The following is a 25,870-nucleotide window of genomic DNA, read 5'->3' on the forward strand; positions in this document are numbered from 1 at the left end:
TGTTTGCCGGAACCCGGCGCCCCGGCGCCCCGGCGCCCGACGGCCGTCGACCGTCAGCCGCGCACGGCCCGTGTCACCGGCATCCAGAGGTCGGCCAGCGCGTCGCCCGTCCCGGGAACGAAGCGGGTCCGCAGGATCTCCGGGCCCGGCCGGGTCTCGTACGGGTTGGACGGGAACCACTGGCTGTAGGTGTCCCCCCACATCTCCTGCAGCGCCTGGGGGAACGGCCCGGTGTTGGTGAACACCGCCCACATCCCGGCCGGGACGTGCAGGACGTCCAGGTCGTCCGGGACGACCGCGTCCTCCCGCGCCACCACCGCGTGCCAGTAGTCGAGTTCGGACCCCTCCTCCCGATTGGGCGAGAAGTCGTCGGTCACCGACACGATGCCGAGCGGGTCCTTGCCGCTCAGGGCCGTGATCCGCTCGACGGTCTCCGCACCGAGCCCCTTGACGAACTCGGCGATGTGCGGGTTGACCCCCAGGTAGATCAGCGGAACCCGGGCCTTCCGGCCGACGATCCGGAAGGCCGGCCTCTCGATGATCCGGTACTCCATGCTGCTGCTTCCCTCCACGATGAGTCGGAAGGACATCCGGGGCTGGGAGACGAGGACCGCTCCGTCGCGCCGGGCCTCCCCGGGCCCCACCCCGTGCATCGACCGGAACGCCCGGGCGAACGCCTCTCCCGAGGTGTAGCCGTACCGGACCGCGATGTCGAGCAACGTCCGACCGCCGTCGAGCACTTCGGCCCCGGCAACGGTCAGCCGCCGACGTCGGACGTACTCCGACAGCGGCATCCCGGCGAGCATCGAGAACAGCCGCCTGAAGTGGTACTCCGACGTCATCGCGGTCCGAGCCAGCTCGGCCACGTCGATCTCCCGCTCCAGGTTCCGTTCGATGTCCTCCATCGCCCGGTTCAGGTGCTCCAGCACGCCGATCCCGCCCTTCCCTTGATGATCACTGTAGGAAGGACCCACCTTGCCGTACCCGACGATCGGTGCCCGGTGCGGTCGGGTGCCGGTCGCCGGGCGACCGGCAGGGCGAGAGGGCTCAGACCAGGCCCTGGGCCAGCATCGCGTCCGCGACCAGTTCGAAGCCCGCGATGTTCGCGCCCACCATGTAGTCGCCCGGGTGCCCGTAGCGCTCGGCGGTGGTGAAGCAGGAGTCGTGGATGTGCTTCATGATCCCGGCCAGCCGCTCCTCGGTGCGCTCGAAGGACCAGGAGTCGCGCGAGGCGTTCTGCTGCATCTCCAGCGCGCTGGTCGCGACGCCGCCCGCGTTGGCCGCCTTGCCGGGACCGAAGGCGACCCCGGCCTCCTGGAGGACCCGCACGGCCTCGGGGGTGGTGGGCATGTTCGCTCCCTCGGCGACGGCGAGCACCCCGTTCCGGACCAGGGCGAGCGCGTCGGCCTCGGTCAGCTCGTTCTGGGTGGCGCAGGGCAGCGCGACCTCGCAGGGCACGCTCCACACGCCCGGGCCCTCGACGAACCGCACGTGGCTGCCGCGCAGTTCGGCGTAGTCGGAGACCCGGCCGCGCCGGACCTCCTTGACCTCCTTGAGCAGGTCGAGGTCGATGCCCTTCTCGTCGACCACGTAGCCGGACGAGTCGGAGCAGGTCAGCACCGTCGCGCCGAGCTGCTGGGCCTTCTCGATCGCGTACACGGCCACGTTGCCGGAGCCGGAGACGACCACCCGGCGCCCGTCCAGGTCGTCACCCCGGCTGCGCAGCATCTCGGCGGTGAACAGGACGCAGCCGTAACCGGTGGCCTCGGTGCGGACCTGCGCGCCGCCCCAGCCGAGGCCCTTGCCGGTGAGCACGCCGGCCTCGTAGCGGTTGGTGATCCGCTTGTACTGGCCGAAGAGGTAGCCGATCTCGCGGCCGCCGACGCCGATGTCACCGGCCGGGACGTCGGTGTGCTCGCCGAGGTGGCGGTACAGCTCGGTCATGAAGGACTGGCAGAACCGCATGATCTCCGCGTCCGAACGGCCCTTGGGGTCGAAGTCGGAGCCGCCCTTGCCGCCACCGATCGCCAGCCCGGTGAGGGCGTTCTTGAAGATCTGCTCGAAGCCGAGGAACTTGATGATGCCGAGGTTCACCGAGGGGTGGAAGCGCAGGCCGCCCTTGTACGGGCCGAGGGCGCTGCTGAACTCCACCCGGAAGCCGCGGTTGACGTGGATGTCCCCGGAGTCGTCGGTCCACGGCACCCGGAACATCAGCTGCCGCTCGGGTTCGCAGATCCGCTCGACGAGCCGGGCGTCGAGGAGTTCGGGGCGGTGGGCGAGCACCGGGGAGAGGGTCTCCAGCACCTCGTGGACGGCCTGGTGGAACTCCTCCTCGCCCTTGTTGCGGCGGACCACGTCCGCGTAGAGCGCCTCGATCGCGCGCTGCTCGGCGTCGAAGCGGGACCGCGGGCCGGGGGCGGAGGAGGCGGAGGGGGTGGTGACGCGACTCGTCGGCATCTGATCAGGACCTTCCGTGGTCGTCGGTGGTCGTGCGCGAGGCGTTCCCGTGCCCAGGAAACGGGAGGAAGTCTCGCAGTGCCCACAGTCTCGGCTCCCACCCCTTCCACATGGTGGACCGCCGCGGGCGGGAACAGACGGGGCGGGTGGGGACAGACGGGGCGGGTGGGGCGTTTTGCGCCTCCGGTGTCGAGCCGGGCACCGTCCGCATCCAGTTGTTCAAATTGGAACGACCTAGTACGGTCAACAGCCGATCCATCCGGATCCCACCGATCCACCCCGGTCCACCCCGATCGACGGAGGCCCACCCATGCCGCAGCCCGGCTCCGCCACGGTGCGCTCGCGTGTGCGCATCCCGCTGACCTTCCCCGACGGCTACCGCGCAGAGGCGGAGGTCTTCACCTTCCACGGCCTCGCCGACGGCGCCGAGCACCTGGCGATGGCCCTCGGCACGGTGCCTGACGGCGGGACGCCGCTGGTGCGGCTGCACTCCGAGTGCCTGACCGGCGACGTCTTCGGCTCGGACCGCTGCGACTGCGGTCCGCAGCTGCGCGAGTCGGTGGAGCTGATCAGCAAGGCCGGCGGCTACCTGCTCTACCTGCGGCAGGAGGGCCGGGGCATCGGGCTGTACAACAAGCTCGACGCCTACGCCCTGCAGGACTCCGGCCTGGACACGTACGACGCCAACACCGCGCTCGGCCTCCCCGAGGACGGCCGGGACTACACCGCGGCCGCCCAGATGCTCGCCGCACTCGGGATCGGCGGCACGGGCGGGACCGACGGCACGGGCGGCATCGACGGCACGGGCGGCACGCGCGGCATCGACCTGCTGAGCAACAACCCGGACAAGGCCGCGCAGTTGGCCGGACTCGGCGTCACCGTGCGGCGGCGGGTGCCGACCGGCGTCCACCTGTCGGCGAGCAACGTCCGGTACCTGACCGCGAAGGTGGAGCGGACCGGGCACTCGATCGAGCTCTCCCGACTGGTCGGCTGACCACTGCCGGCCGCCGGCGGACGGAGCACGGCGAACAGATGTCAGCGAACGGATGACAGCTTTCGAAATCTGTCGTCTGTTCGCTGACATCAGTCATCCGTCAGCCGTCATCCGCCGGCTGTCACCCGTCACCTGCCGGCCGGCCGCCCGCCCCGCACCGTCCACAGCACTCCGTGCGCCGCCAGCGGCAGCGCCACCAGCAGCGCGGCCCAGAAGGCTCCGTGCCCCCACCAGTTCGCGACCGCGTCGAACACTCCCTCGAACACCGGGATCCGCAGGGCCTCCACCGGCCCCAGCGCCCCGGGCCACGCCCCCAGGAACAGCGTCCCGAGGATCCAGACGACGAACAGCACCCGCGCTGTGACCGGCGTTCCGAGGGTGCTCAGCAGCGACACCGCCGCCAGCAGAATGACGAACCCCGCCTGGTAGGACGCGCCGGTCTGGCCGGTCCCCCAGGAGTCCGGCATCCGGTGCGCCCCGGTGGCCGCGAGCCGCACCTCCACGGCCGCCCAGAGCAGCAGCACCAGCACCCCGGTGCTGCCGAGCGCGAACCGGAGCCGGTCCCGCGTCCCCGCCCGGCCCGTCCTCCACGCCCCGGAGGCGGCCGCCTCCGGCAGCGGCCGCCCCGCCGCCCGCGCGGAGCGCCGGTCGAGGTCCCGCCAGCCCTCCCGGACCTGCCGACGCGCCTGCTGCGCGGGTTTGAGCAGCCGGTCGCAGGCCCGCTCGATCAGCACGAAGGCCACCACGACCGCGATCACCGCGACGATCCCGGCCCAACTCCCCATCCCGCCCTCGAACATGACCACCCGCTCAGCCACCGGCTGCGGCGCCTCCACCGCTGTCATAGGTGGTCCGAGCCGCAGGTAGCCGATCGTGAGGGCGCCCACGCCGGTCAGCAGGGCCGTACCGAAGCCGACCCGAGCCGGGAAGAACGCGAGTACGGCGGCCGCCACGAAGGCCGCGCCCAGTTTGCCGACCACCTGCTCCGCCGCGCGCTTCCCGGCGGAGTGCAGCGGGCCGCCGAACAGGTCCGGCGAGAGGTCGAGCCGGTGACCGGCCTCGACCGGGAGGCGCAGTACCGCCCCCGCCCACAGCAGCAGCCCCAGGCCCACCACCAGCAGTGCGACCGCCGCCACCCGGCGCGGCACCATCGTGCGGGCGTACGGCCACCAGAGCCGCAGCCGGCCCGCCCAGTCCACCGGCGGCCGTTGACGCCGCTCCCGCCACAGCCGGGCCGCCCGCCCGACCCGGGCCCGCCCCTCCCGCAGCACGCCCGTCTCCCGCTCGGGCCGCTCGACCCGCCCGCGGCCGCGCCGTCTCAGCGCCTCCGCGGCCACCATCGCCGCCCGCCCCGCGACCTGCCCCCGGTCGGCCCCGACCGCCCGCCGCCGCAACGCCGACCAGCGGCGCCGCACCACGCCCCGCGGGGTGGCCGCCTCCGGACCGGGCGCCGGACGCCGGGCCGCCGAGCGCACCGCCCTACGCACCCCGGCACCCGCCGTCAGCGCCCCGTCCACGACCGCCGCCGCGACCACCGCGGCGAGCTCCGACACCCGTACGGGCAGCGGCAGTCGGTGCAGTGCGGCGGGCAGCGGGGAGAGGCGGCCGAGCAGCCGGTACCGCTCCTCCGGGCGGATGCTCAGCCAGACCGCCAGCCGGTGCGCCTCCTCCCGCTCCTCGGGGCTGAGTCCGCCGTCGCCTCGGCGTCCGCCGCCGACCGTGCGGGCCGTGCGCTCCACCTCGGCGAGCACCTCCGGGAGCGCCGCGAGGGCGAGCAGCCGCGAGCAGTGCTCGCCGGAGCACTCGGGGTGGAAGCAGTCGTAGCGGGCGGCGACGGCCGGGGCGCCACCGCGGACCAGTTCGTCGACGAAGGCGGCGCCGTCCGGTTCGGTGGCGATGCGCTCCAGCCCGGCCGGGTCGATCGGCCGGTCGCGGTAGTGCGGGACGGCGGAGGGCGCGTAGGCCGCGCCGAGGGCGAGCACGGCGACGGCGGCCACTGCCTCCCGCCGGGAGCCGGGCGCGCGGACCACGTCGGTGAGGTAGTGCAGGTCGAACACGGAGTCCTTGACCTCGTCGCGCAGCCAGTCGCGCAGCCGCTCCGCCCCGACCGCGGCGAGCCAGCGCGCGGCAGCGCCTGAATTGCGCAGCAGCACCTCGGTGAGCCGGACCGGGTCGGTGAACGGGTCGCCGAGGAAGGTGATCGGCCGGCGCGCCCGCGGGCGGCGCCGGACCACCTCCGGGCTGCCGCCGGCCAGCCAGCTGCGGACCTCCGGGGCGGTCCAGCGGTCCTCCGGCTTCTTGGTGAACAGGCCCTGCAGGAGCAGTAGTTGACGCGGATCGGTGACGGCGGTGAGGTCCACCTCCTCGCCCATGACCAGTTCCAGCTCCAGGTCGTGGTCGGCGGCCCGCTCGCCGTCCGCGCCGACGAACCGGGGGCGGCCGACGAACAGCTCGTACAGCACGTTGCCGAGGCCCCACCAGGGCCCGGCCTCGTGGTTCTTGCCGGCCAGTTGCTCGGGGGCCATGTAGGCGACGGTGACCATCATCGCGGAGGTGAAGCGGCGGCTGTCGGTGAGCCGGTCGACGCCGCCGAAGTCGGCGATCACGAACTCCCCGGGGCCGCGGCCGGGCCGGACCAGGATGTTGGCGGGCTTGAAGTCCAGCGGGTTGCGCTGGATCCGCCGCTGCCAGAACTCCAGCAGCGAGACCAGCTCGTAGACGATCGCCTCGACAGTCCGCGGGTCAGCGTGCCCACCGCTGCGGCGCAGCCCGGCGAAATAAGCGGAGAGGGTGACCGGCAGGTACTCCATCGCCACCCAGTCGACCAGCGCGCCGTGGTGGCGGACCCGGCCGAAGTCGATCAGGTGCGGGACGTGCCGCCGGAAGCCGTCGTTGCGCAGGTGGGCGAGCAGCTCGTGGTCCATCGGCTGGCCGACGACGGACACCTTGACCGCGGCGTCGGCGCCGCCGTCGGTGCGCCGGACGTACCAGACGGTGCCCTCGGCGCCGGCGCCCGCCTTGCCGAGGGGGGTGAAGCGGGTACGCAGGGCGTCGGGGAAGCCGTCTTCGGACGGGTCGCCGTGCGCGGCGGACCCGCCCTGCGCCGCGAGGCCTCCGTCCGGGGCGGCGGTGCCGACGGGCCCGGAAGCGCCGTTCCGACTGAGCCCGGGACCGCCGTTCGGCCCGGGCCCGGAAGCGCCCTTCGGCCCGGGCCCGGGACTGCCGTTCGGGCTGGGCCCGGGGCCGATGTTGTCCTGCCAGGACGGGCCCTGGGCAGCTCGGGGCCGCACCATCTCGGTGTCGGCCTCCGGGTCGAACCGGCCCGGGGCGCCGGGCCGGACCCTGGTCGCGGCCTCCGGGTCGTGGCGGGGTCCGGGCATCCGCCGGGTCGCGGCCTCCGGGTCCACCGCGGCGGTCTGCCGGGCGCCGAGCCGGGAGGGTCGGTCCGCATCCGCCCGCGTACCGGCCCGCGCACCGCGCCGCCCGTCCCACGGCCCCCGGAACCGCGAGCCCCGTTCCCGTGACCCCCAGTCCACCCTGGTCCGCGGCGGCTCCCCCGGCGTTCCCTGGCGTCGGTCCTCCCCGGCCGGCCCGGCGTCCTGCGTTGCGCCCATGGCGGCGCCCCCTCCCCCTGCCCCGGGCCGGTGCGAGGGCCGTGGCCACGGGCGCACCGGCGCCGGGTGGTGATTCTGACGCGCCATCATCCCGCATACCGGGCAGGCACGCAGGGCGGTTTCCGCAACGCTTCCAGAACGGTTGCCGGACCGGAACGAGGAGAGGGAGGCCCGAAAGGGGCAGGTGGTGACGGCCGGGAACGGGCCCGGGATCACCCCTCCTCGACCGGGCGCCCCTTCGGCTCCTCGACGATCCTGCGGGCGATCTCGGCGGGCCGCACCGGGCGGCCGAAGTGCCAGCCCTGCGCCCAGTCGCAGCCCATCTCGCGCAGCCGCTCGGCGTCCTTGCGGGTCTCCACGCCCTCGGCCGTGACGTTCAGCCCGAGCGCGTGCGCCATCGAAACCAGGCCGCTGACGATCCGCCACCCGGTGGCCCCGTCCTTCGCCGGGTCGTGGAGGTCGCCGACGAAGGAGCCGGCGATCTTCAGCCCGGAGACGGGCAGGTCGCGCAGGTAGGCGAGGTTGGACCAGCCGGTGCCGAAGTCGTCCACCGCCAGCGACACCCCGAGGTCGACCAGCCCGTGCAGGGTGCGCAGCGCCTCGTCCTCCGGGCCGACCACGGTCGACTCGGTGATCTCCAGCTGCAGCCGGGCCGGGTCCAGGCCGGTGCCGTCCAGGATCCGGCCGAGGTCGCTGACCAGCGCGGCGCTGCGCGCCTGCCGTACCGCCAGGTTGACGTTCAGCTGCGGTGCGGCGTCGCCGTACTGCTTGATCCACTCCGCGGCCTGGCCACAGGCCTGCTCCAGCACCCAGCGGCCGAGCGGCATGATCAGACCGGTCTCCTCGGCGGTTGTGACGAACTCGTCCGGGCCGAGCACACCGAGCTGCGGGTGGCGCCAGCGCACCAGCGCCTCCACGGCGGCCATCCGGCCGTCGGAGAGGCGGTAGAGCGGCTGGTAGTCGATGAAGAACTCGCCGCGGTCCAGGGCGGCCGGCATCCGGACCGACACCGCGTAGCGGCTGACCGCGCGGGCGTTCTCCTTCGGGTCGAACAGCGTCCAGCGGCCGCGGCCGGCCTCCTTGGCGCGGTACAGCGTGAGGTCGGCGGCCCGGACGGCGGCGCCCGGGGTGGTGGTGGACACCCGCCGCTCCAGCACGCCGACGCTCGCGCCGACGGCGAGCTTGTGGTTGCCGATCAGCACCGGCCCGGCCAGCGCCTTGAGCACGGTCTTGGCCGCGGCCACCGCCTCCTGCTCGCCCCGGCAGTTCTCCAGCAGGACGACGAACTCGTCGCCGCCGAGCCGGGCGACCAGGTGGCCGAGCGGGGTGAGGGCCGCCTTCAGCCGGGCGGCGACGGCGGACAGCAGCTGGTCGCCCATGTCGTGGCCGAGACTGTCGTTGACCACCTTGAAGCCGTCGAGGTCGACGTAGCACAGGCCGAAGCGGGCGCCCGGCTCCGGGGCCTCGAACAGCTTCTCCAGCCGTTCGAAGAAGGCTGCGCGGTTGGGCAGGCCGGTCAGCGGGTCGTGGGTGGCCTGGTGGCGCAGCCGCTCCTGGAGCCGGTAGCGGTCGGTGACGTCCTCCAGCATCGCGACCTGGTACTGCGGGACGCCGTCGTCGTCACGGATCAGCGAGACGGTCAGGTGGGTCCAGATGACCTCGCCGTCCTGGCGGTAGTACGGCTTGTCGAACTGGAAGTACTCCCGCTTGCCGCTGATCAGCTCCTCGTACGCCTCCCAGACGCCCGGGGTGTCCTCGGGGTGGACGAGGTCGCCGACCCGACGGCCGATCATGTCCTCCGGGCCCGCGCCGAACAGCTCCTGCAGGGCCTTGTTGACGGCCAGGATGTTGCCGTCGGTGTCGCCGATGCCGATGCCGATCGCGGCGCTCTCGAACAGGGCGCGGAACCTGGCCTCGGAGGCGCGCAGCGCGCGTTCGGCCTCCTTGCGGGCGGCGTCGGCGGCGGTGCGGATGGCCTCCTGCTCGCTCAGCGTGCGCTCGCGCAGGGCGTTCGCCCAGCCGGCCGCGAAGGCACCGGTGAGGGCGGGGCCGCGGTCGTCGCCGACCGGCTGGGACTGCAGCAGTTCGACCGCACGGGCGAGCAGGGCGGGGTCGGTGAAGTGCGCGTCGACCAGTTCGGCGCCGGCCTGGGCGGCCAGCCGGGGCTGGAAGGGCTCGTCCAGCTGGGCGCGGTGCAGCAGCGCGGCGGTGCGCGCGACAAGCCGACCGAGCACTCCGGGGTGGACGACGATGCCGTGGTCGGCGGAGAGCAGCCGGGACCAGTCCTCGTGGAACCGCTCGGCGGCGCCGTTCACCGGGGTCGCGCCGCTCATCCGGCCGCCCAGGTTCTGCGTCCGGTGCGTTCGGGCGTCGCGGACCCGGTGCCACGCAGGGCCGGGCGCCGGACCGTACTCGGAGCCGCACGCCGGGTCGTGCGCAGGGCCGGGCGCCCGGCGGCCGTCCCGTGGTGCGTACGGCCGTCGGTTGCGTGCCCGGTGCGGTCGTTCAAGGGCGGAACCCCACGCCCGCCACCCCGGCGATCCGCTCGGGGTGCTCGCCGACCGTGCCCGGCTGGTCCGGGCGCCACCGCGGCAGCGGGACCACGCCGGGCTCGACCAGCCGGAAGCCGGCGAACATGGCGGTGACCTGCTCGTTGGTGCGCATGGTCAGCGGGGTCGGGGTCATCCGGTAGAGCTTCTGGTGGTCCTCGGCCTGGTCCGGTCGGGCCTCCAGGGAGGCGTGCGAGAGGGCCAGCGCGCTGCCTGCCGGGAGCCGGTCGCGAATCGTGCCGACCAGCTTCCAGGGGTCCTCGTCGTCGCTGACGAAGTGGGCGACGGCCACCAGCAGGACCGCGACCGGCTCGCCCTCGGCCAGCAGCGCGGCCACCTCGGGGCGGCCCAGCAGGTCCTCGACGTCGCGCAGGTCGGCCTGGACGACGGCGCTGTCCGGGTCGCCCTCCAGCAGCAGGCGGCTGTGGGCGACGGCCACCGGGTCGCGGTCCACGTAGACCACCTTCGCCCTGGGGCGGACCGCGCGGGCGATCTCGTGCACGGCGCCGAAGGTGGGAATGCCGGAGCCGATGTCCAGGAAACGGGTGATGCCCTGCTCGGCGAGGAAGGTCACGGCGCGGCGCAGGAAGGCCCGGTTGGAGCGCATGATCTGGGGCAGCTCGGGCCACAGGGCGAGCGCCTTGCGGGCCATCTCCCGATCGACCTCGAAGTTGTGGGAGCCCCCGAGGTAGTAGTCGTAGACCCGCGCGGCGTTCGGTTTGTCCAGGTCCGTACCTTCCGGTACCCAGCTCGGTCGCCGCATGCCCGTGACTCCTTCACTCCGGTTCCGGGGGTGCAGCGCCTGGTGATGCTGCCGTGACTGCTGAGACTACAAGCACGCCAGATCCTCCCCCGCACCCCGAACGGGTGCAAGCGGAGTGTGGACCTCCCCGGGATCTGCACTCTTTGCCCCGAATTTACCGGGCATTCGATCGCCGCCGAGGGGCACGGATCGGCGGAATCCGGCCGACGGGCGCCGGCTCGACCCTCGTTCGCGACCGTTCGCGACCCTCCACGACCGTTCGCGCTCGTTCGGCCCTCGGGCGGCGGGTGCCCGACTAGGGTGGGCCCGTGGATCCCAACCGCTACCGCTTCCGGGGCGTGTGGCGGCTCGCCGCGCCCGCGCCGACGGTGTACGCGGCGCTGGAGGACGTCCGGAACTACCCCCTCTGGTGGCCGGAGGTCCGGGAGGCCCGGGAGGACGGGCCGGACGCCGGGGAGGTGGTGGTCCGCGCACTGCTGCCGTACCGGCTGGTGATCGGTCTGGAGACGCGACGGCGCGACCCTGCGGCCGGGGTGCTGGAGGTGGCGATGCGGGGCGACCTCGACGGGTGGTCGCGGTTCACCGTCACGGCGGACGGACCGGGCGGTGCACCTTGCCGGGTGCTGTTCGAGGAGGACACCCGGCCCGGCAAGCCCCTGCTGCGGCGCCTCGCCCTGCCGCTGCACCCCGTGTTCCGGGCCAACCACGCGGTGATGATGCGCCGGGGGCGCCGAGGGCTGGGGGCCTACCTGGCGGGCGGCGGCCGAGCGCACCCGACGGACGACGGACGAGAGGCGGCGAACAGATGACAGCCGACGACTTTCAGCGAACAGCTGACAGCTTTCGAAATCTGTCAGCTGTCAGCCGCACGCCCGGTTCTCCCTCCCCCGCTTCCTCTTCCTCCCCCTCTTCCTTCTTCTTCGACGCCCCCTTCGACCGCACCGGCACCGGCAGCAGCAAGTGGGCCCGGGCCGCCGCCCCCGGGGTGGTGCCGATGGGCCTGGCGGACATGGATCTGCCCGGCCCGCCCGCCGTCGCCGAGGCACTGGAACGGCGTGCCCGCCACCGCGCCTACGGCTACACCGTCTGCGACCCGGCCGGACGGACCCTGGTCGCCGCCTGGTACCGCGCCCGCCACGGCGCCGACGTCGACCCGGACTGGGTCCTGCTGCTCCCCTGCGGCCCGCGCACCGCCCTGCGCCTCCTCCTGGAGACCGTACGGACGGACACCGCGCACCCGCAGGCCCCCGTCCTCTTCCCCGCCCCCGAGTGGGGCGGCTTCGCCCAGCTCTGCCGCGCGGCCGGCCTCCCGTACCGCGAACTGCCGCTGCGTCTCCGCCCGGACGGCTACCGCGCCCCGCACGGCCCGCTCCCCGGCCCCGCGTCCGCCGTGCTGCTGAGCAACCCCCACAACCCCTCCGGCACGGTGTGGCCGACCGCCGACCTGCGGGGCCTCGCCGAGCGGGCCGCCGAGGCGGACGCCCTGTTCGTCTCGGACGAGGTGCACGGCGACCTCACCCACCCCGGCCGGGTCCACCCCGTCGCCGTCACCACCGTCGACCCTGCCCTGCGGCACCGCGTCGTCACCCTCAACTCCGTCGGCAAGACCTTCAACAGCTCGGGAATCCCCAGCAGTTACGCCCTCGTCCCCGACCCCGGCCTGCGCGCCCGCCTCACCGGCACCCTGGCCGGCTACGGCCTCTGGGAGGGCGGCCTGCTGGAGCAGACCGTGCAGCGCGCCGCACTGGCCGAGGGCGGCCCCTGGCTGGACGCGCTGCTCGCCCACCTCTCCGCCGCCCGCACCCGGCTCACCGATCGCCTCGGCCCCGCCGTCCGCTCCACCCCGCACGCCTCCTACCTGCTCTGGCTGGACGCCGCCACCCTCGGCCTGCCGCCCTCCGACGCCCGCGCGGCGCTGCTGGCGCGCTGCGGGCTGGAGGCCTCCGACGGCGCCGAGTTCGGCCCGGGCGGCGCGGGCTGCCTGCGCCTCAACTACGCCCTGCCGACCGCCGTGCTGAACACCGTCCTGGCGCGGCTGGACCGGCTGTGACCGGGGCGCATGCCCCTTCCGAACACGCCCCCGGCGCTCCTCGCCGCACCACCTCCGCCCCCGGATTCACCCGATTGCCACGTCCCTGACCTGCCGGAACGAACATTCACGCGATATTTGCGAAGCGGCCCGGCATGCTCCGTAGCAGACTGGGCAGGGTAGACCGGGCCGCAATCGTGATCCCGAGGATGGTGAGTCCGGTGATACCGACATCCCGCACCACTGCGCCCCACCGGCAGAGCACGCAACCGCCCCCCACGGGGGTCACCCCTTTGACCGAATCGGGGGCGCGCAGCCACGTGTCGGGTGTCTGTTTCAAGATCGGACCGCCCAGCCTGGTGGGCGTCGAGGTCGAATGGTTCGTCCATGACGACCGATGTCCCACCCGCCCCGTCCAGCCGGAACTGCTCCACGCCGCGCTGGAGTCGCTGCCCCTCGGCGGCCCCGACGGCACCTCGCTCCCCTCCGGTTCGCGCCTCACGCTCGAACCCGGCGGACAGGTCGAGCTCAGCTCCCCGCCCGCCTCCGGCCTCCTGGCCTGCGTCGACGACACCCGTCGCGATCTGACCGCCCTGCGGGCCGCCTTCGCGGCGCAGGGCCTGCGACTCACCGGCACCGGCACGGATCCGCTCGGCCGCCCCCGCCGGATGGTGCTGGACCACCCCCGCTACCTCGCGATGGAGCGGTTCTTCGAATCGGCCGGCCCCTGGGGCCGGGTCATGATGACCGGTACCGCATCCGTGCAGGTGTGCCTGGACGCCGGCGACGCCGACGGTCCGCACGCGGCCGAACGGCGCTGGCAGCTGGTCCACCGGCTCGGCCCGGTGCTGGTCGCCGCCTTCGCCAACTCCCCGCTCCTGGACGGCAAGCCGACCGGCCACCGGTCCACCCGGCAGACCGTCTGGTCCCGGATGGACCCGAGCCGCACCCTCGCCCCCGGGCTCGACCACGGCGACCCGCGGGAGGCCTGGGCCCAGTACGTGCTGGACGCCCAAGTCCTGTGCGTGCGCAGGCCGGAGGGGCTGCCCTGGACGGCCCCGCCCGACCTCACCTTCCGCGACTGGATCCGTGGCGGCGGCGAACGCCCGCCCACGCTCGCCGACTTGGAGTACCACTGCACCACGCTCTTCCCGCCGGTGCGCCCGCGCGGCCACCTGGAGCTGCGGATGATCGACGCCCAGCCCGGGGACGGCTGGATGGTGGTCACCGCGCTGGTCACCGCGCTGCTGGAGGACCCGGTCGCCGCCGACACCGTGTTCGCCGCCCTTGAGCCGCTGGACGCCCTCGACCGGCAGCGGGGCGCCGCCGCCCCGCGCCCGCCGCGCAGCGCCGCCTGGCGCCGCGCGGCCACCCTGGGCGTCGCCGACCCCGAGCTGCGCCGCGCCGCCCTCACCTGCTTCGCCGCCGCCGACGCGGCGCTGGGCCGCACGCCCGGCGCCGGGCCGCTGCGCGCCGCCGTCGCCGAGTTCGCCGAGCGCTACCCCGCGCGCGGCCGCTGCCCGGCCGACGACCAGCTGGACGCCCTGCGGTCCGGCACCCGACGCACTCCGCAGGAGGAGGCATCATGACCGACGTCCGACCGCCCGCCGCCCCCGGCACGGGCACGACGGGCACCGAGGCGCTGCGCGAGGCCATCGCCGCCGAACTCCTGGCCGCCCGCGCCCGGACCGCCGCACTGACCGACTGCGTCGAGGACGCCGACCTCACCGCCCAGCACTCCCCGCTGATGTCCCCGCTGGTCTGGGACCTCGCGCACATCGGCAATCAGGAGGAGCTCTGGCTGCTGCGCAACGTCGGCGGCCGCGACCCGATGCACCCCGAGATCGACCCGCTGTACGACGCGTTCCAGCACCCCCGGGCCGAGCGCCCCAGCCTGCCGCTGCTGCCGCCCGCCGAAGCCCGGGACTACGCCCACGAGGTGCGCGGCCGGGTGCTGGACCTGCTGGCCGCCAGCCCGCTGGAGGGCGCACCGCTGCTGGACGCCGGGTTCGCCTTCGGGATGATCGCCCAGCACGAACAGCAGCACGACGAGACCATGCTGATCACCCACCAGCTGCGCCGGGGCGAGCCCGCCCTGGCCGCTCCCCCGCCGCCGCCCGCCCCCGCCGACGCCGCCGCCCTGCCCTCCGAGGTCCTGATCCCGGCGGGCCCGTTCACCATGGGCACGGACACCGAACCGTGGGCGCTGGACAACGAGCGCCCGGCGCACACCGTCGACCTCCCGGCCTACTTCCTCGACACCACCCCGGTCACCAACGCCGCCTACCAACGCTTCATCGCCGACGGCGGCTACGACGACCCGCGCTGGTGGACCGAGGAGGGCTGGGACCACCGCCTGCGGGCCGGGCTGAGCGCCCCGCTGTTCTGGAAGCACCGGGACGGCCAGTGGCTGCGCCGCCGCTTCGGCACGGTCGAGCCCGTACCGCCGGACGAGCCGGTGCTGCACGTCAGCTGGTACGAGGCGGACGCGTACGCCCGCTGGGCCGGGCGGCGGCTGCCGACCGAGGCCGAGTGGGAGAAGGCCGCCCGGCACGACCCGGCCACCGGCCGCTCCCGCCGCTACCCCTGGGGCGACGGCCCGCCCGGCCCCGAGCAGGCCAACCTCGGCCAGCGCCACCTGCGCCCGGCCGCTGCCGGCAGCTACCCGGAGGGCCGGTCGCCGTACGGCGTGCGGCAGCTGATGGGCGACGTGTGGGAGTGGACGGCCAGCGACTTCCACCCCTACCCGGGGTTCCGGTCCTGGCCGTACAAGGAGTACTCGGAGGTCTTCTTCGGGCCGGAGTACAAGGTGCTGCGCGGTGGCTGCTTCGCGGTGGCACCGGTCGCCTGCCGGGGCACCTTCCGCAACTGGGACTACCCCGTCCGGCGGCAGATCTTCTCCGGGTTCCGCACCGCCCGCAGCCCGGAGGAGCTCTGATGTGCCGTCACATCGCCTACCTCGGTGAGCCGGTGGCACCGCAGGCGCTGCTGGTGCACCCGCCGTACGCGCTGTACCGGCAGTCCTGGGCGCCCCGGACCCAGCAGTACGGGACGGTCAACGTGGACGGCTTCGGGTTGGGCTGGTACGCGGACGGCGACGAACTGCCCGCCCGCTACCGCCGGGCCGGGCCGATCTGGGCGGACGCGACCTTCCCCGACCTCGCCCGGGTGATCCGAACCCGGGCACTGCTGGCGGCCGTCCGCTCCGCCACCGAGGGCTGCGCGGCGGGCGAGGGCGCGGCCGCGCCGTTCGCCGCCGGACGCTGGCTGTTCAGCCACAACGGCGCGGTGGCCGGCTGGCCCGCCAAGCTGGACGCGCTGGCCGCCCTGCTGCCGCCCGCCGAGCTGCTGGAGCTGGAGGCCCGCACCGACTCGGCCCTGCTGTGGGCGCTGACGCTGCACCGGCTGCGCCGGGGCGCCGACCTCGGCGAGGCGCTGGCGGGCACGGTGGCCGACGTCGCCGCACACACCACCGGGCGGCTCAATCTGCTGCTCACCGACGGCACCGCGCTCGCCGCGACCACCTGGGGTGACACCCTGCACCACCGGAGCCTGCCCGGACCGGGCACGGTGGTGGCCTCGGAGCCGTACGACGACGACCCGGACTGGGCGTCCGTCCCGGACGGCTCCCTGCTGCTGGCCGACGCCGGGGGCGTCCGCGTCCGCCAGCTCCCCAGCCACTACTGACCCTCAACTCTCCCTTCATCTTCTGAACAGAGGAACCACCCTGTCATGGACACCTTCGATCTCGCCCGACTGCTGCCCGCCGACCACTTCAGCACCGCCCTGCGCCACGACGTCCGACAGGGCCTGACCGCCGACCCCAAGTGGCTGCCGCCCAAGTGGTTCTACGACGCGCGGGGCAGCGAGCTCTTCGAGGAGATCACCCGGCTGCCCGAGTACTACCCGACCCGCGCCGAGCGGGCCATCCTCACCGCCCGGGCCGGCGAGATCGCCGCCGCCACCCGGGCCCGGACCCTGGTCGAGCTGGGCTCCGGCTCCTCCGAGAAGACCCGGCTGCTGCTGGACGCGCTGCGCTCGATCGACACCCTGGAGGACTACGTCCCGGTGGACGTCAGCGAGAGCGCGCTGACCTCGGCCGGCGCCGCGCTGGCCGCCGAGTACCCCGGACTGGCCGTGCACGGCGTGCTGGCCGACTTCACCGCCCGGCTCGGCCTGCCCCCGGAGGGCGGCCCCCGCCTGGTCGCCTTCCTCGGCGGCACCCTCGGCAACCTGCTGCCCGAGGAGCGAGCCGCCTTCCTGCGCGGACTGCGCGCCGCCCTGGAGCCGGGCGACTTCCTGCTGCTCGGCACCGACCTGGTCAAGGACCCGGCGGTGCTGGTCGCCGCGTACGACGACCGCGCCGGGGTGACGGCCGAGTTCAACCGCAACGTGCTCAACGTGCTCAACCGCGAGCTGGGCGCCGACTTCGACCCGGCCGCCTTCGAGCACGTCGCGCTCTGGGACCCGGAGCGGGAGTGGATCGAGATGCGGCTGCGCTCGCTGCGCTCGCAGACCGTGAAGATCCCGGCCCTGGACCTCCCGGTGCACTTCGACCGGGGCGAGGAACTGCGCACCGAGGTCTCGGCAAAGTTCCGCCGGGAGCGGGTGGCCGACGAGCTCACCGCGGCCGGGCTGCGGCTGACCCACTGGTGGACCGACCCCGAGGGCCGGTTCGGGCTCTCGTTGGCAGCCCCGGCGTGAGCTGCGGACGCGGTCGCCGGGAGTGCTCAATTTGCTTATTCACCTTACGAATTCTCGAAGCCCAACTTGGCGCCCCTGTGTACAAAGCTTGAACGAATAAGGGTTACGATCTCGACTACCGAGCTCAGTGTTGAGTACCAGGAGTCAAGATCGTGAGCGTCACCCAGAAGCCCTCCGGGGCGGCCGAGGCCACCGCGCCCGGCCGCCTCGGCTTCGTCGTCTTCATCACCGCCGCCGCGGCCCTCGGCGGCTTCCTGTTCGGCTACGACAGCTCCGTGATCAACGGCGCCGTCTCCGGCATCCAGGGGAAGTTCGGTGTCGGCAGCGGCGAGACCGGCCTGATCGTCTCCTCGGCACTGCTGGGCTCGGCGGTCGGCGCCGCGCTGGCCGGCCGCTTCGCCGACCGCTACGGCCGCATCAAGGTCATGAAGGCGGGCGCGCTGCTGTTCGCGGTCAGCGCCGTCGGCTCGATGCTGCCCTTCTCCCCCTGGGACCTCGCCCTGTGGCGCGTCCTCGGCGGCGCGGCCATCGGCATCGCCTCGGTGATCGCCCCGACCTACATCGCCGAGGTCGCCCCCACCAAGTACCGGGGCCGGCTGGCCTCCTTCCAGCAGGCCGCGATCGTGCTCGGCATCGCGATATCCCAGCTGGTCAACTGGGTGCTGGCGGACACCGCCGGCGGCGACACCCGCGGCCGGCTCGTGGGCCTGGAGGCCTGGCAGTGGATGCTCGGCATCTGCGTCGTCCCGGCCGTGGTCTACTTCGTGCTGTCCTCGGTGATCCCCGAGTCCCCGCGCTACCTGATCCAGGCCGAGCGACTGGACGAGGCCCGCAAGGTGCTGACCGAGGTCGAGGGCGAGGGCATCGACACCGACGCCCGGATCGCCGAGATCCAGTCGCTGATCGCCTCCGACCACCGTCCGCGCTTCCGCGACCTGCTCGGCGGCCGCTTCGGCCTGCTCCCGGTCGTCTGGGTCGGCATCGGCCTGTCGATCTTCCAGCAGCTGGTCGGCATCAACGTGATCTTCTACTACTCGTCGATCCTGTGGCAGTCCGTCGGCATCGACCAGAGCAACTCGCTGCTGATCAGCTTCATCGGCTCGGTCATCAACATCCTCGGCACCGTGATCGCGATCCTGCTGGTCGACCGGATCGGCCGCAAGCCGCTCGCCCTGATCGGCTCGGCCGGCATGGCCGTCACCCTCGCCGCGGCCGGCTGGGCGTTCTCCTCCGCGACCGGCTCCGGCGACAACGTCTCGCTGCCCGACCTCCAGGGCACCGTCGCGCTGATCTCCGCCAACGCCTTCGTGCTGTTCTTCGCGATGTCCTGGGGCGTGGTCGTCTGGGTCATGCTCGGCGAGATGTTCCCCAACCGGATCCGCGCCGCCGCCCTGTCCGTGGCCGCCTCCGCCCAGTGGATCGCCAACTGGGCGATCACCGTGTCGTTCCCGTCGCTCTCGCGCTGGAACCTCTCGGCGACCTACCTGGTGTACGCGGCCTTCGCGGCGCTGTCGATCGTCTTCGTGGCGAAGTTCATGAAGGAGACCAAGGGCATCCGCCTGGAGGACATGGGCTGACCGGCCCGCCCACCGGCCGGTCCGGCACCCGACCGGCCGGCCTTCGGCCCCCGCACCCTAGCGCGCTCGGCGCGGGTGCGGGGGCCGAATCGTTCACTCCCTGCGGTGGGTCCGCGGCCTCCGGTACTCCTGTGCGGCAGGAGGGATGTGTCCTTGATCTTCAACCGGCTCCGCACCCGCAGAACCGCCACCGCCCCGAGCGGCGGCTGTCCTTACGCCCAGGCCCACCCGGCCCACCCGACCCAACCGACCCACGCGGCACCGGGCGCCCTTGCGCAGCAGCCCGTACCGTACCGCCGTGGCTCGCAAGCGCCTTGCGCGCCAATACCGTTCACCGACCCCGACCGGGCCGCCGAGTTCATCCGCCAGTTCCACCGCGAACAGCCCGCCGCCGGTGACCCGGAGCCGAGGCTGCGCGCCGTCCGGGAGGAGATCGACCGCACCGGCAGCTACCGGCACACCCCCGCCGAACTCGCCCACGGCGCCAAGCTCGCCTGGCGCAACGCCGCCCGCTGCATCGGCCGGCTGTACTGGCGCAGCCTGGTGGTCCGCGACCTGCGCCACCTGTCCTCCGCCGACGACATCGCCGCCGAGTGCTTCGAGCACCTGCGGCTGGCGGGCAACGGCGGCCGGATCCGCCCGGTGGTCTCGGTGTTCGCCCCCGACCTCCCGGACCGCCCGGCCGCCCGGATCCTCAACCAGCAGCTGGTCCGCTACGCCGGGCACCGGGTCGACGGAGCCGTGGTCGGCGACCCTGCGGGCGCCGCGCTCGCCGCCCGGGCCCGTGAACTGGGCTGGAAGTGCGCCGAGGACCGCTTCGAGCCGCTGCCGCTACTGGTCCAGGAACGCCCGGGCGAGCGCCCGCACCAGTACGAGCTGCCGGACGACACCACCCTGGAGGTGCAGCTGAGCCACCCCGAGCACGCGTGGTTCGCCGAACTCGGGCTGCGCTGGTACGCGGTGCCCGCGATCAGCGACATGACCCTGGAGATCGGCGGCGTCCGTTACCCCACCGCGCCGTTCAACGGGTGGTACATGGGCACCGAGATCGGCGCCCGCAACCTCGCCGACGCCGACCGCTACGACATGCTCGGCACCGTCGCCGAGCGGCTGGGCCTGGACACCTCCAGCGACCGCACGCTCTGGCGCGACCGCGCCCTCGTCGAGCTCAACCTCGCGGTGCTGCACTCCTTCCAGGAGGCCGGGGTGACGATCGCCGACCACCACACCGAGTCGGAGCGCTTCCTCAAGCACGTGGCCCAGGAGCGGCGCCTCGGCCGCCCGACCCCGGCGGACTGGAGCTGGATCGTGCCACCGGTCTCCGGCGGGCTGACGCCGGTCTACCACCGGTACTACGACCCGGTGGACCCGGAGCAACGGCCGGCCTTCCTCGCCCGTGAGCCCTGGTAGGACGCCGGGCCCCGTGGCCCCGGCGCCGAAGTCCGGGCACCGTCGCCCGGGCACCGAAGTCCGGGGCTACGGGACCGCCGGCCGTGCGGCGAGGCGCTCGAAGCGAAGGGCGAGCCCGTCCAGCAGCGCCTCCAGCCCGGTCTCGAACGCGCCCTCGTCGACCGTCCCCCGGTGCCCGGCGAGCCGGTGCGCCTCGCCGAGGTGCGGGTAGTCGGCCGCGTCGTAGACCTCGGCGTCGGCGGGGAAGCCGGCCGCGAAGGAGGCGAGTGCCGAGCCGGTGACGAAGTAGCGCATCAGCGCGCCGATCCGGGTGGCCTGGCCGCGCGGCCAGCCGGACTCGACCAGGTGCCCGAAGACGGCGTCGGCCAGGCGCAGCGCGTTCGGCCGCCGCCCCGGCCCCTGGGCGAGCACCGGAACGATGTTGGGGTGTGCGGCCAGCGCGGCGCGGTAGGAGCGCGCCCACGCCCGCAGCGCCTCCCGCCAGGGAGTCTCCGGGCGGCCGAACATCGACAGGTCGACTTCCCCGATGACGCTGTCCACCACCGCGTCGAGGAGTTCGTCCTTGGTGGCGAAGTGGTTGTAGAGCGACGGCCCGCTGACCGAGAGCTCGGCGGCGAGGCGGCGGGTGGAGAGGACCTCCAGCCCTTCGCCGTCGATCAGCCGCAGGGCCGCGGCGACGATCCGGTCGCGGCTGAGCAGCGGGGTGCGCGGGCGGGCCATCGGGTCGCTACCTCCGGTCGGGTGGGTGAGGACCGATTCTGGCAGGTGCCCCCTTCCCAGCGCGGCGGGTCGGAGCTACAGTCCCCTCGTAAAACTTGCAACGCTAGTTTAACGAGGTGGGCACCGCCGTGAACCTGGAGTTGTCCGAGGAGCAGAGCGCCGTCCGGGACCTCGCCGCCGCCTTCACCGACCGCGAGATCGCGCCGTACGCCGCGGAGTGGGACCGTGCCGAGTCGGTGGACCGCTCGATCGTCGCCGAGCTCGGGAAGGTCGGCTTCCTCGGCCTGACCATCCCCGAGGAGTACGGCGGCAGCGGCGGCGACCATCTCGCGTACTGCCTGGCGCTGGAGGAGCTCGGGCGCGGCGACTCGGCCGTGCGCGGGATCGTCTCGGTCTCGCTCGGCCTGGTCGGCAAGTCGATCAACGGATTCGGCACCGAGGAGCAGAAGCGGCACTGGCTGCCCCGGCTCACCTCGGGCGAGGCACTCGCCTGCTTCGCGCTCACCGAGCCCGGCACCGGCTCGGACGCCGCCAACCTCACCACCCGGGCCGTCCGGGACGGCGACGACTGGCTGATCAGCGGCACCAAGACGTTCATCACCAACGGCACCTGGGCCGACGTCGCGCTGGTCTTCGCCCGCACCGGCGGCAGCGAGCACGAGCAGCGGGGCCACCGGGGCATCACCGCCTTCCTGGTCCCCACCGATCTGCCGGGCTTTGGCCGCACCGAGATCCACGGCAAGCTCGGCCTGCGCGGCCAGGCCACCGCCGAACTCTCCCTGGACGGCGTACGGGTGCCCGACGGCGCCCGGCTCGGCGAGGTCGGAAAGGGCTTCACGGTGGCGATGGCCGCCCTGGCCAAGGGACGGATGTCGGTCGCGGCCGGCTGCGTCGGCATCGCCCGGGCCTGCCTGGAAGCCGCCGTCCGGTACGCGGGCGAACGCGAGCAGTTCGGCAAGCCGATCGCCTCGCACCAGCTCGTCCAGGAACTGCTGGCCGGCATCGCGGTGGACGTCGAGGCCGCCCGGCTGCTCACCTGGAAGGTCGCCGACCACATCGAACGCGGCCTGCCGTTCGCCACCGAGTCCTCCGTCGCCAAGCTCTACGCGAGCGAGGCCGCCGTCCGGGCCGCCAACAACGCGCTCCAGGTGTTCGGCGGCTACGGCTTCATCGACGAGTACCCCGTCGGCAAGTACCTGCGCGACGCCCGGGTGATGACCCTCTACGAGGGCACCAGCCAGATCCACCAACTGCTCATCGGGCGCGCCCTGACCGGCGTCAACGCCTTCTGACATCGCAAGCGCATCCCACCCCTCTCGACAAGGAGCACGACGTGCGTCCCGTCTACTTCGCCGCAGCCCGCCGCACACCCATCGGCCGGCTGCGCGGAGCGCTCGCCACGGTCCGCCCGGACGACCTCTCGGCCACCGTGCTGCGCGCCCTGCTCGCCGACGTACCCGCCCTCGACCCGGCCCGCATCGACGACGTCTACTGGGGCGCCGCCAACCAGGCCGGCGAGGACAACCGCAACGCCGCCCGGATGGCCGTCCTGCTGGCCGGGCTGCCGGAGACCGTCCCCGGAGCCACCGTCAACCGGCTCTGTGCCTCCGGCCTGGAGGCCGTCACCCTCGCCGCCCGGGCCATCGGCTCCGGCGAGGCCGACGTGGTGCTGGCCGGCGGCTGCGAGTCGATGACCCGCGCGCCCTTCGTCCTGCCCCGCCCCGACGAGGCGCTGCCGCACCGGATCGAGACCCACGACACCCGGCTCGGCTGGCGGCTCACCAACCCGCGGATGGCCGAACTGCACGGCGTGCTCAGCATGGGCGAGACCGCCGAGGAGGTGGCGAGCCGGTACGGCATCGGGCGCGGGCGCCAGGACGCCTTCGCGCTGCGCAGCCACCAGCGGGCCGCCGCCGCCCGCAAGGACGGGCACTTCGACGCCGAGCTGATCCCGGTCGAACGGCCGGACGGAGTGACGGTGACCCAGGACGAGGGCATCCGCGAGGACACCAGCCTGGAGAAGCTCGGCAGGCTCAAGCCGGCCTTCCGCCAGGGCGGGACCGTCACCGCCGGCAACGCCTCGCCGATGAACGACGGCGCGGCCGGGCTGGTCCTGGTCAGCGAGGAGGCGCTGCGCGACCTCGGGCTGCAGCCGCTCGGCCGGTACGTGGCCGGGGCCTCGGCCGGGGTGCACCCGGACGTCATGGGCATCGGTCCGGTGCCGGCCACGGCCAAGGTGCTCGGCCGGGCCGGGTGGGACCTCGCCGACCTGGACACCGCCGAGCTGAACGAGGCCTTCGCCGCCCAGGCGCTGGCCTCCGCCGACGGCATCGGCTTCAGCCCCGAGCGGGCCGACGAGGTGGTCAACCCGAGCGGCGGGGCGATCGCCCTCGGCCACCCGCTGGGCGGCTCGGGCGCCCGCATCCTGACCACCCTGCTGCACCGGATGCGCCGCACCGGCGCCCGGCGCGGCCTGGCCACGATGTGCGTGGGCGTCGGGCAGGGTACGGCCGTGCTGGTCGAGAACGTCTGACGGAGATTCGAGTGAGCGGAGGAACTGACATGACGCGATTCGCAGGGAAGGTCGCCGTGGTGACCGGCGCGGCGCAGGGCATCGGCGCGGCCACCGCCCGCCGGCTGGCCGAGGAGGGCGCGACCGTCGCCGTGGTCGACCTGACCGCCGAGCGGGCGGCCGGGACGGTCGCCGAGATCACCGCCAAGGGCGGCACCGCCAAGGCCTACGGCTGCGACGTGGCCGACTACGAGGCCGTGGACGCGGTGTTCGCGCGTATCGCGGAGGAGCTCGGCGGCCTGCACATCCTGGTGAACAACGCCGGGATCACCCGGGACAACCTGTTCTTCAAGATGCCCAAGGCCGACTGGGACACCGTCCTGACCGTCAATCTGACCAGCGCGTACAACTGCAGCCACGTGGCGCAGAAGTACATGGTGGCCCAGAAGTACGGGAAGATCGTCTCGCTCAGCTCGCGCTCCGCGCTCGGCAACCGGGGCCAGGCCAACTACGCGGCCGCCAAGGCCGGCATCCAGGGGCTCACCGCGACCCTGGCGATCGAGCTCGGGCCGTTCAACATCAACGTCAACGCCGTCGCCCCCGGATACATCGCCACCGCGATGACGGCGGCCACCGCCGAGCGGGTCGGTGCCACCGCCGAGGACCACCAGGCCGAGGTCGCCGCCCGCACGCCGCTGCGCCGGGTCGGGCAGCCGGAGGAGATCGCCTCGGTGGTGGCCTTCCTGGCCAGCGAGGAGGCCTCGTACGTGAGCGGGCAGACGCTCTACGTCAACGGCGGGGCCCGGTAGTACCGGCGGCCGGGTCGATTCCGGCGGCTCGGGCGGCCCCGGATTGAAGTGGGTGGGGAATGGGTAGATACGGTTAATATTCATTGAATATTACTGACGTGTCATCAGATGGCTGTCCCAGGAGTGCGGTTACTTTCTCCTGGGACGGCCTTTACCTTTTCGCGTGGCCGATCATGACCATGTGCCTGGTCGGACGACCCCACCAAATGACTATGGCATGATCATGCGGCGCTCGATGGGATGTCCAAACCGACCCGACCGGACCAGGTCGGGCCCTCTGCGTCCCAAGGAGTCCCATGGGCAGCCCCGCCACCCTCCGCCGTGCCCTGGCTCTGCTCGCCGTGGGGGCCACCGCCCTCACCGCCGGCACCATCGCCGTTCCGGCCGTCGGCGCTGCGACCGCCGCCCCGGCGAACGACCTCTCCGGCGTCCACGTCCGCCCGGCCTCCTTCGGCCACCACCTCGCCACCACCCGCCCGGCGCCGCTGACCACCACCCAGTGCGTCAGTCAGATCGGCATCCACTGCTACTCGCCCGTCCAGTACCAGGCCGCCTACAACCTGGCGCCGCTGTACAAGGAGGGCATCACCGGCAAGGGCCGCACGATCGTCATCGTCGACTCCTTCGGCTCGCCGACCATCCAGCACGACCTGGAGGTCTTCGACAAGCAGTGGGGCCTCAAGGACACCCAGGTCGAGGTGCGCAAGTGGGGCAACGTTCCCGCCTTCGACCCGAAGAACCCCGACCACACCGGCTGGGCCGGCGAGACCACCCTGGACGTCGAGTACGCCCACGCGATCGCCCCCGACGCCCACATCGTCCTGGTCGAGACCGGTGTCGCCGAGACCGAGGGCACCACCGGCCTGCCCGAGATGATGGACGCCGAGAAGGACCTCATCAAGAAGGGCATCGGCGACGTCATCTCGCAGAGCTTCGGCGCCACCGAGAACACCTTCCCGGGCTACGACAAGGGCGACTTCAAGTCGCTGACCGACCTGCGCTACGCCTTCAAGGCCGCCGCCGCGCGCAACGTCACCGTCCTCGGCGCCTCCGGCGACAACGGCGCGACCGACGCGCAGTCCAACGGCACCGACCTGTACCCGTTCAAGGTCAACTCCTGGCCGTCCTCGGACCCGCTGGTCACCTCCGTCGGCGGCACCCAGCTGACCCTGGACGACAAGGGCAACCGCACCGCGGCCGACAAGGTGTGGCACGACAAGTCCGGCGCGGGCGGCGGCGGCGTGTCCGGCATCTTCGACCGCCCGTGGTACCAGGCCGGCGTCGCGAACGTCACCGGCAACCACCGCGGCACGCCCGACATCAGCATGAGCGCGGCCGTCGACGGCGCCGCCTGGACCTACGAGTCCTACGACCCGACCGCGGTCGGCTGGCACCTCACCGGCGGCACCAGCGAGTCCACCCCGCTGTTCTCGGGCATCGTCGCCCTCGCCGACCAGCTCGCCGGCCACCGCCTCGGCCAGATCAACCCGAGCCTGTACGGCCTGAGCCTGCTCCCGAGCAAGTGGAGCGGCATCGTGGACGTCAAGGAGGGCGACAACGGCTGGGGCGGCGTCACCGGCAACAACGCCACCGAGGGCTACGACCTCGCGAGCGGTCTCGGCACCATCGACGGCGCCAAGTTCGTCCACGCGCTCGCGGGCGACGTGTGGGGCAACGACAACAACCAGGGTGACGAGCAGTAAGCAGGCACGGCCGGCCGGTGCGTGGCGGT

Annotated in this window: 19 protein-coding genes; 13 read left to right on the plus strand and 6 right to left on the minus strand. The window is 73.4% G+C overall.

Annotated elements, in window-relative coordinates:
• Positions 1 to 53: 53 nt before the first annotated feature.
• Together ACFV1W_RS08580 and gdhA are read right to left on the minus strand one after the other, a co-directional pair.
• The gene (locus tag ACFV1W_RS08580; protein WP_380414343.1) at positions 54 to 929 is read right to left on the minus strand and encodes a GyrI-like domain-containing protein; all 876 of its coding nucleotides are present in this window, start codon (positions 927 to 929) and stop codon (positions 54 to 56) included.
• Positions 930 to 1,047: 118 nt separating this feature from the next.
• Positions 1,048 to 2,457 carry an NADP-specific glutamate dehydrogenase gene (gene gdhA, locus ACFV1W_RS08585; RefSeq protein ID WP_380414345.1) on the minus strand — a complete coding sequence of 470 codons (1,410 nt, stop codon included), beginning with the start codon at positions 2,455 to 2,457 and terminating at the stop codon, positions 1,048 to 1,050.
• Positions 2,458 to 2,767: 310 nt separating this feature from the next.
• Between gdhA and ribA the strand changes: the two genes are divergently transcribed.
• Entirely contained in the window at positions 2,768 to 3,451 is a 684-nt protein-coding gene (ribA, locus tag ACFV1W_RS08590; protein WP_380414347.1) for a GTP cyclohydrolase II, read from the plus strand.
• Between the two features lie 128 nt (positions 3,452 to 3,579).
• Here ribA and ACFV1W_RS08595 read toward each other — a convergent pair whose 3' ends face one another.
• The 3 genes from ACFV1W_RS08595 to ACFV1W_RS08605 all read right to left on the minus strand — a co-directional run bounded on the left by ACFV1W_RS08595 (position 3,580) and on the right by ACFV1W_RS08605 (position 10,377).
• Positions 3,580 to 6,831 carry a hypothetical protein gene (locus tag ACFV1W_RS08595; protein WP_380414349.1) on the minus strand — a complete coding sequence of 1,084 codons (3,252 nt, stop codon included), beginning with the start codon at positions 6,829 to 6,831 and terminating at the stop codon, positions 3,580 to 3,582.
• A gap of 446 nt (positions 6,832 to 7,277) precedes the next feature.
• On the minus strand, positions 7,278 to 9,398 hold the full coding sequence (locus ACFV1W_RS08600; protein ID WP_380414351.1) for a putative bifunctional diguanylate cyclase/phosphodiesterase: 2,121 nt from the start codon (positions 9,396 to 9,398) through the stop codon (positions 7,278 to 7,280).
• A gap of 172 nt (positions 9,399 to 9,570) precedes the next feature.
• Positions 9,571 to 10,377 carry an SAM-dependent methyltransferase gene (locus ACFV1W_RS08605; protein WP_380414352.1) on the minus strand — a complete coding sequence of 269 codons (807 nt, stop codon included), beginning with the start codon at positions 10,375 to 10,377 and terminating at the stop codon, positions 9,571 to 9,573.
• Between the two features lie 308 nt (positions 10,378 to 10,685).
• On the opposite strand from ACFV1W_RS08605, the gene ACFV1W_RS08610 reads away from it, so the two are divergent.
• The 8 genes from ACFV1W_RS08610 (at position 10,686) to ACFV1W_RS08645 (ending at position 20,097) form a co-directional block, all read left to right on the plus strand.
• Positions 10,686 to 11,186, plus strand: coding sequence for an SRPBCC family protein (locus ACFV1W_RS08610; RefSeq protein ID WP_380414354.1), 501 nt, complete (start codon positions 10,686 to 10,688; stop codon positions 11,184 to 11,186).
• The gene (locus ACFV1W_RS08615) at positions 11,183 to 12,427 is read left to right on the plus strand and encodes a MalY/PatB family protein (protein ID WP_380414356.1); all 1,245 of its coding nucleotides are present in this window, start codon (positions 11,183 to 11,185) and stop codon (positions 12,425 to 12,427) included. Before ACFV1W_RS08610 ends, ACFV1W_RS08615 begins: the two co-directional genes overlap by 4 nt.
• Positions 12,428 to 12,726: 299 nt before the next feature.
• Positions 12,727 to 13,995 (plus strand): ergothioneine biosynthesis glutamate--cysteine ligase EgtA, encoded by a 1,269-nt coding sequence (gene egtA, locus ACFV1W_RS08620; RefSeq protein ID WP_380414358.1) that lies wholly within the window; start codon positions 12,727 to 12,729, stop codon positions 13,993 to 13,995.
• The gene (gene egtB, locus ACFV1W_RS08625) at positions 13,992 to 15,344 is read left to right on the plus strand and encodes an ergothioneine biosynthesis protein EgtB (protein WP_380414360.1); all 1,353 of its coding nucleotides are present in this window, start codon (positions 13,992 to 13,994) and stop codon (positions 15,342 to 15,344) included. Before egtA ends, egtB begins: the two co-directional genes overlap by 4 nt.
• On the plus strand, positions 15,344 to 16,093 hold the full coding sequence (egtC, locus tag ACFV1W_RS08630) for an ergothioneine biosynthesis protein EgtC (RefSeq protein ID WP_380414362.1): 750 nt from the start codon (positions 15,344 to 15,346) through the stop codon (positions 16,091 to 16,093). The genes egtB and egtC overlap by 1 nt, the downstream gene beginning before the upstream one ends.
• Positions 16,094 to 16,138: 45 nt before the next feature.
• Entirely contained in the window at positions 16,139 to 17,110 is a 972-nt protein-coding gene (egtD, locus tag ACFV1W_RS08635; RefSeq protein ID WP_380414364.1) for an L-histidine N(alpha)-methyltransferase, read from the plus strand.
• Between the two features lie 152 nt (positions 17,111 to 17,262).
• On the plus strand, positions 17,263 to 18,687 hold the full coding sequence (locus ACFV1W_RS08640) for a sugar porter family MFS transporter (RefSeq protein ID WP_380414366.1): 1,425 nt from the start codon (positions 17,263 to 17,265) through the stop codon (positions 18,685 to 18,687).
• Between the two features lie 324 nt (positions 18,688 to 19,011).
• Entirely contained in the window at positions 19,012 to 20,097 is a 1,086-nt protein-coding gene (locus ACFV1W_RS08645) for a nitric oxide synthase oxygenase (protein WP_380414440.1), read from the plus strand.
• A gap of 66 nt (positions 20,098 to 20,163) precedes the next feature.
• On the opposite strand, the gene ACFV1W_RS08650 is transcribed toward ACFV1W_RS08645, so the two are convergent.
• Complete coding sequence (locus tag ACFV1W_RS08650) at positions 20,164 to 20,817, minus strand: TetR/AcrR family transcriptional regulator (protein ID WP_380414367.1); 654 nt, start codon at positions 20,815 to 20,817, stop codon at positions 20,164 to 20,166.
• 128 nt (positions 20,818 to 20,945) lie between these two features.
• On the opposite strand from ACFV1W_RS08650, the gene ACFV1W_RS08655 reads away from it, so the two are divergent.
• The 4 genes from ACFV1W_RS08655 (at position 20,946) to ACFV1W_RS08670 (ending at position 25,841) form a co-directional block, all read left to right on the plus strand.
• Complete coding sequence (locus tag ACFV1W_RS08655; RefSeq protein WP_380414442.1) at positions 20,946 to 22,109, plus strand: acyl-CoA dehydrogenase family protein; 1,164 nt, start codon at positions 20,946 to 20,948, stop codon at positions 22,107 to 22,109.
• A gap of 41 nt (positions 22,110 to 22,150) precedes the next feature.
• The gene (locus ACFV1W_RS08660; RefSeq protein ID WP_380414369.1) at positions 22,151 to 23,350 is read left to right on the plus strand and encodes a thiolase family protein; all 1,200 of its coding nucleotides are present in this window, start codon (positions 22,151 to 22,153) and stop codon (positions 23,348 to 23,350) included.
• 29 nt (positions 23,351 to 23,379) lie between these two features.
• Positions 23,380 to 24,138 (plus strand): 3-oxoacyl-ACP reductase FabG, encoded by a 759-nt coding sequence (gene fabG / locus ACFV1W_RS08665; RefSeq protein ID WP_380414371.1) that lies wholly within the window; start codon positions 23,380 to 23,382, stop codon positions 24,136 to 24,138.
• Positions 24,139 to 24,434: 296 nt separating this feature from the next.
• A complete protein-coding gene (locus ACFV1W_RS08670) occupies positions 24,435 to 25,841 on the plus strand; it encodes a S8 family serine peptidase (protein ID WP_380414373.1) in 1,407 nt (468 codons plus the stop codon).
• The last annotated feature ends 29 nt before the right edge of the window (positions 25,842 to 25,870 follow it).

Source organism: Kitasatospora sp. NPDC059648 (assembly GCF_042734825.1).
Lineage (GTDB): Bacteria > Actinomycetota > Actinomycetes > Streptomycetales > Streptomycetaceae > Kitasatospora.

What these genes read in the sequence shown, in the direction of transcription:
- gdhA (WP_380414345.1), bottom strand. Translation starts at nt 2,457, where the DNA reads ATGCCGACGAGTCGCGTCACCACCCCCTCCGCCTCCTCCGCCCCCGGC.
- ribA (WP_380414347.1), top strand. Translation starts at nt 2,768, where the DNA reads ATGCCGCAGCCCGGCTCCGCCACGGTGCGCTCGCGTGTGCGCATCCCG.
- ACFV1W_RS08595 (WP_380414349.1), bottom strand. Translation starts at nt 6,831, where the DNA reads ATGCCCGGACCCCGCCACGACCCGGAGGCCGCGACCAGGGTCCGGCCC.
- ACFV1W_RS08600 (WP_380414351.1), bottom strand. Translation starts at nt 9,398, where the DNA reads ATGAGCGGCGCGACCCCGGTGAACGGCGCCGCCGAGCGGTTCCACGAG.
- ACFV1W_RS08605 (WP_380414352.1), bottom strand. Translation starts at nt 10,377, where the DNA reads ATGCGGCGACCGAGCTGGGTACCGGAAGGTACGGACCTGGACAAACCG.
- ACFV1W_RS08615 (WP_380414356.1), top strand. Translation starts at nt 11,183, where the DNA reads ATGACAGCCGACGACTTTCAGCGAACAGCTGACAGCTTTCGAAATCTG.
- egtB (WP_380414360.1), top strand. Translation starts at nt 13,992, where the DNA reads ATGACCGACGTCCGACCGCCCGCCGCCCCCGGCACGGGCACGACGGGC.
- egtC (WP_380414362.1), top strand. Translation starts at nt 15,344, where the DNA reads ATGTGCCGTCACATCGCCTACCTCGGTGAGCCGGTGGCACCGCAGGCG.
- egtD (WP_380414364.1), top strand. Translation starts at nt 16,139, where the DNA reads ATGGACACCTTCGATCTCGCCCGACTGCTGCCCGCCGACCACTTCAGC.
- ACFV1W_RS08650 (WP_380414367.1), bottom strand. Translation starts at nt 20,817, where the DNA reads ATGGCCCGCCCGCGCACCCCGCTGCTCAGCCGCGACCGGATCGTCGCC.
- fabG (WP_380414371.1), top strand. Translation starts at nt 23,380, where the DNA reads ATGACGCGATTCGCAGGGAAGGTCGCCGTGGTGACCGGCGCGGCGCAG.
- ACFV1W_RS08670 (WP_380414373.1), top strand. Translation starts at nt 24,435, where the DNA reads ATGGGCAGCCCCGCCACCCTCCGCCGTGCCCTGGCTCTGCTCGCCGTG.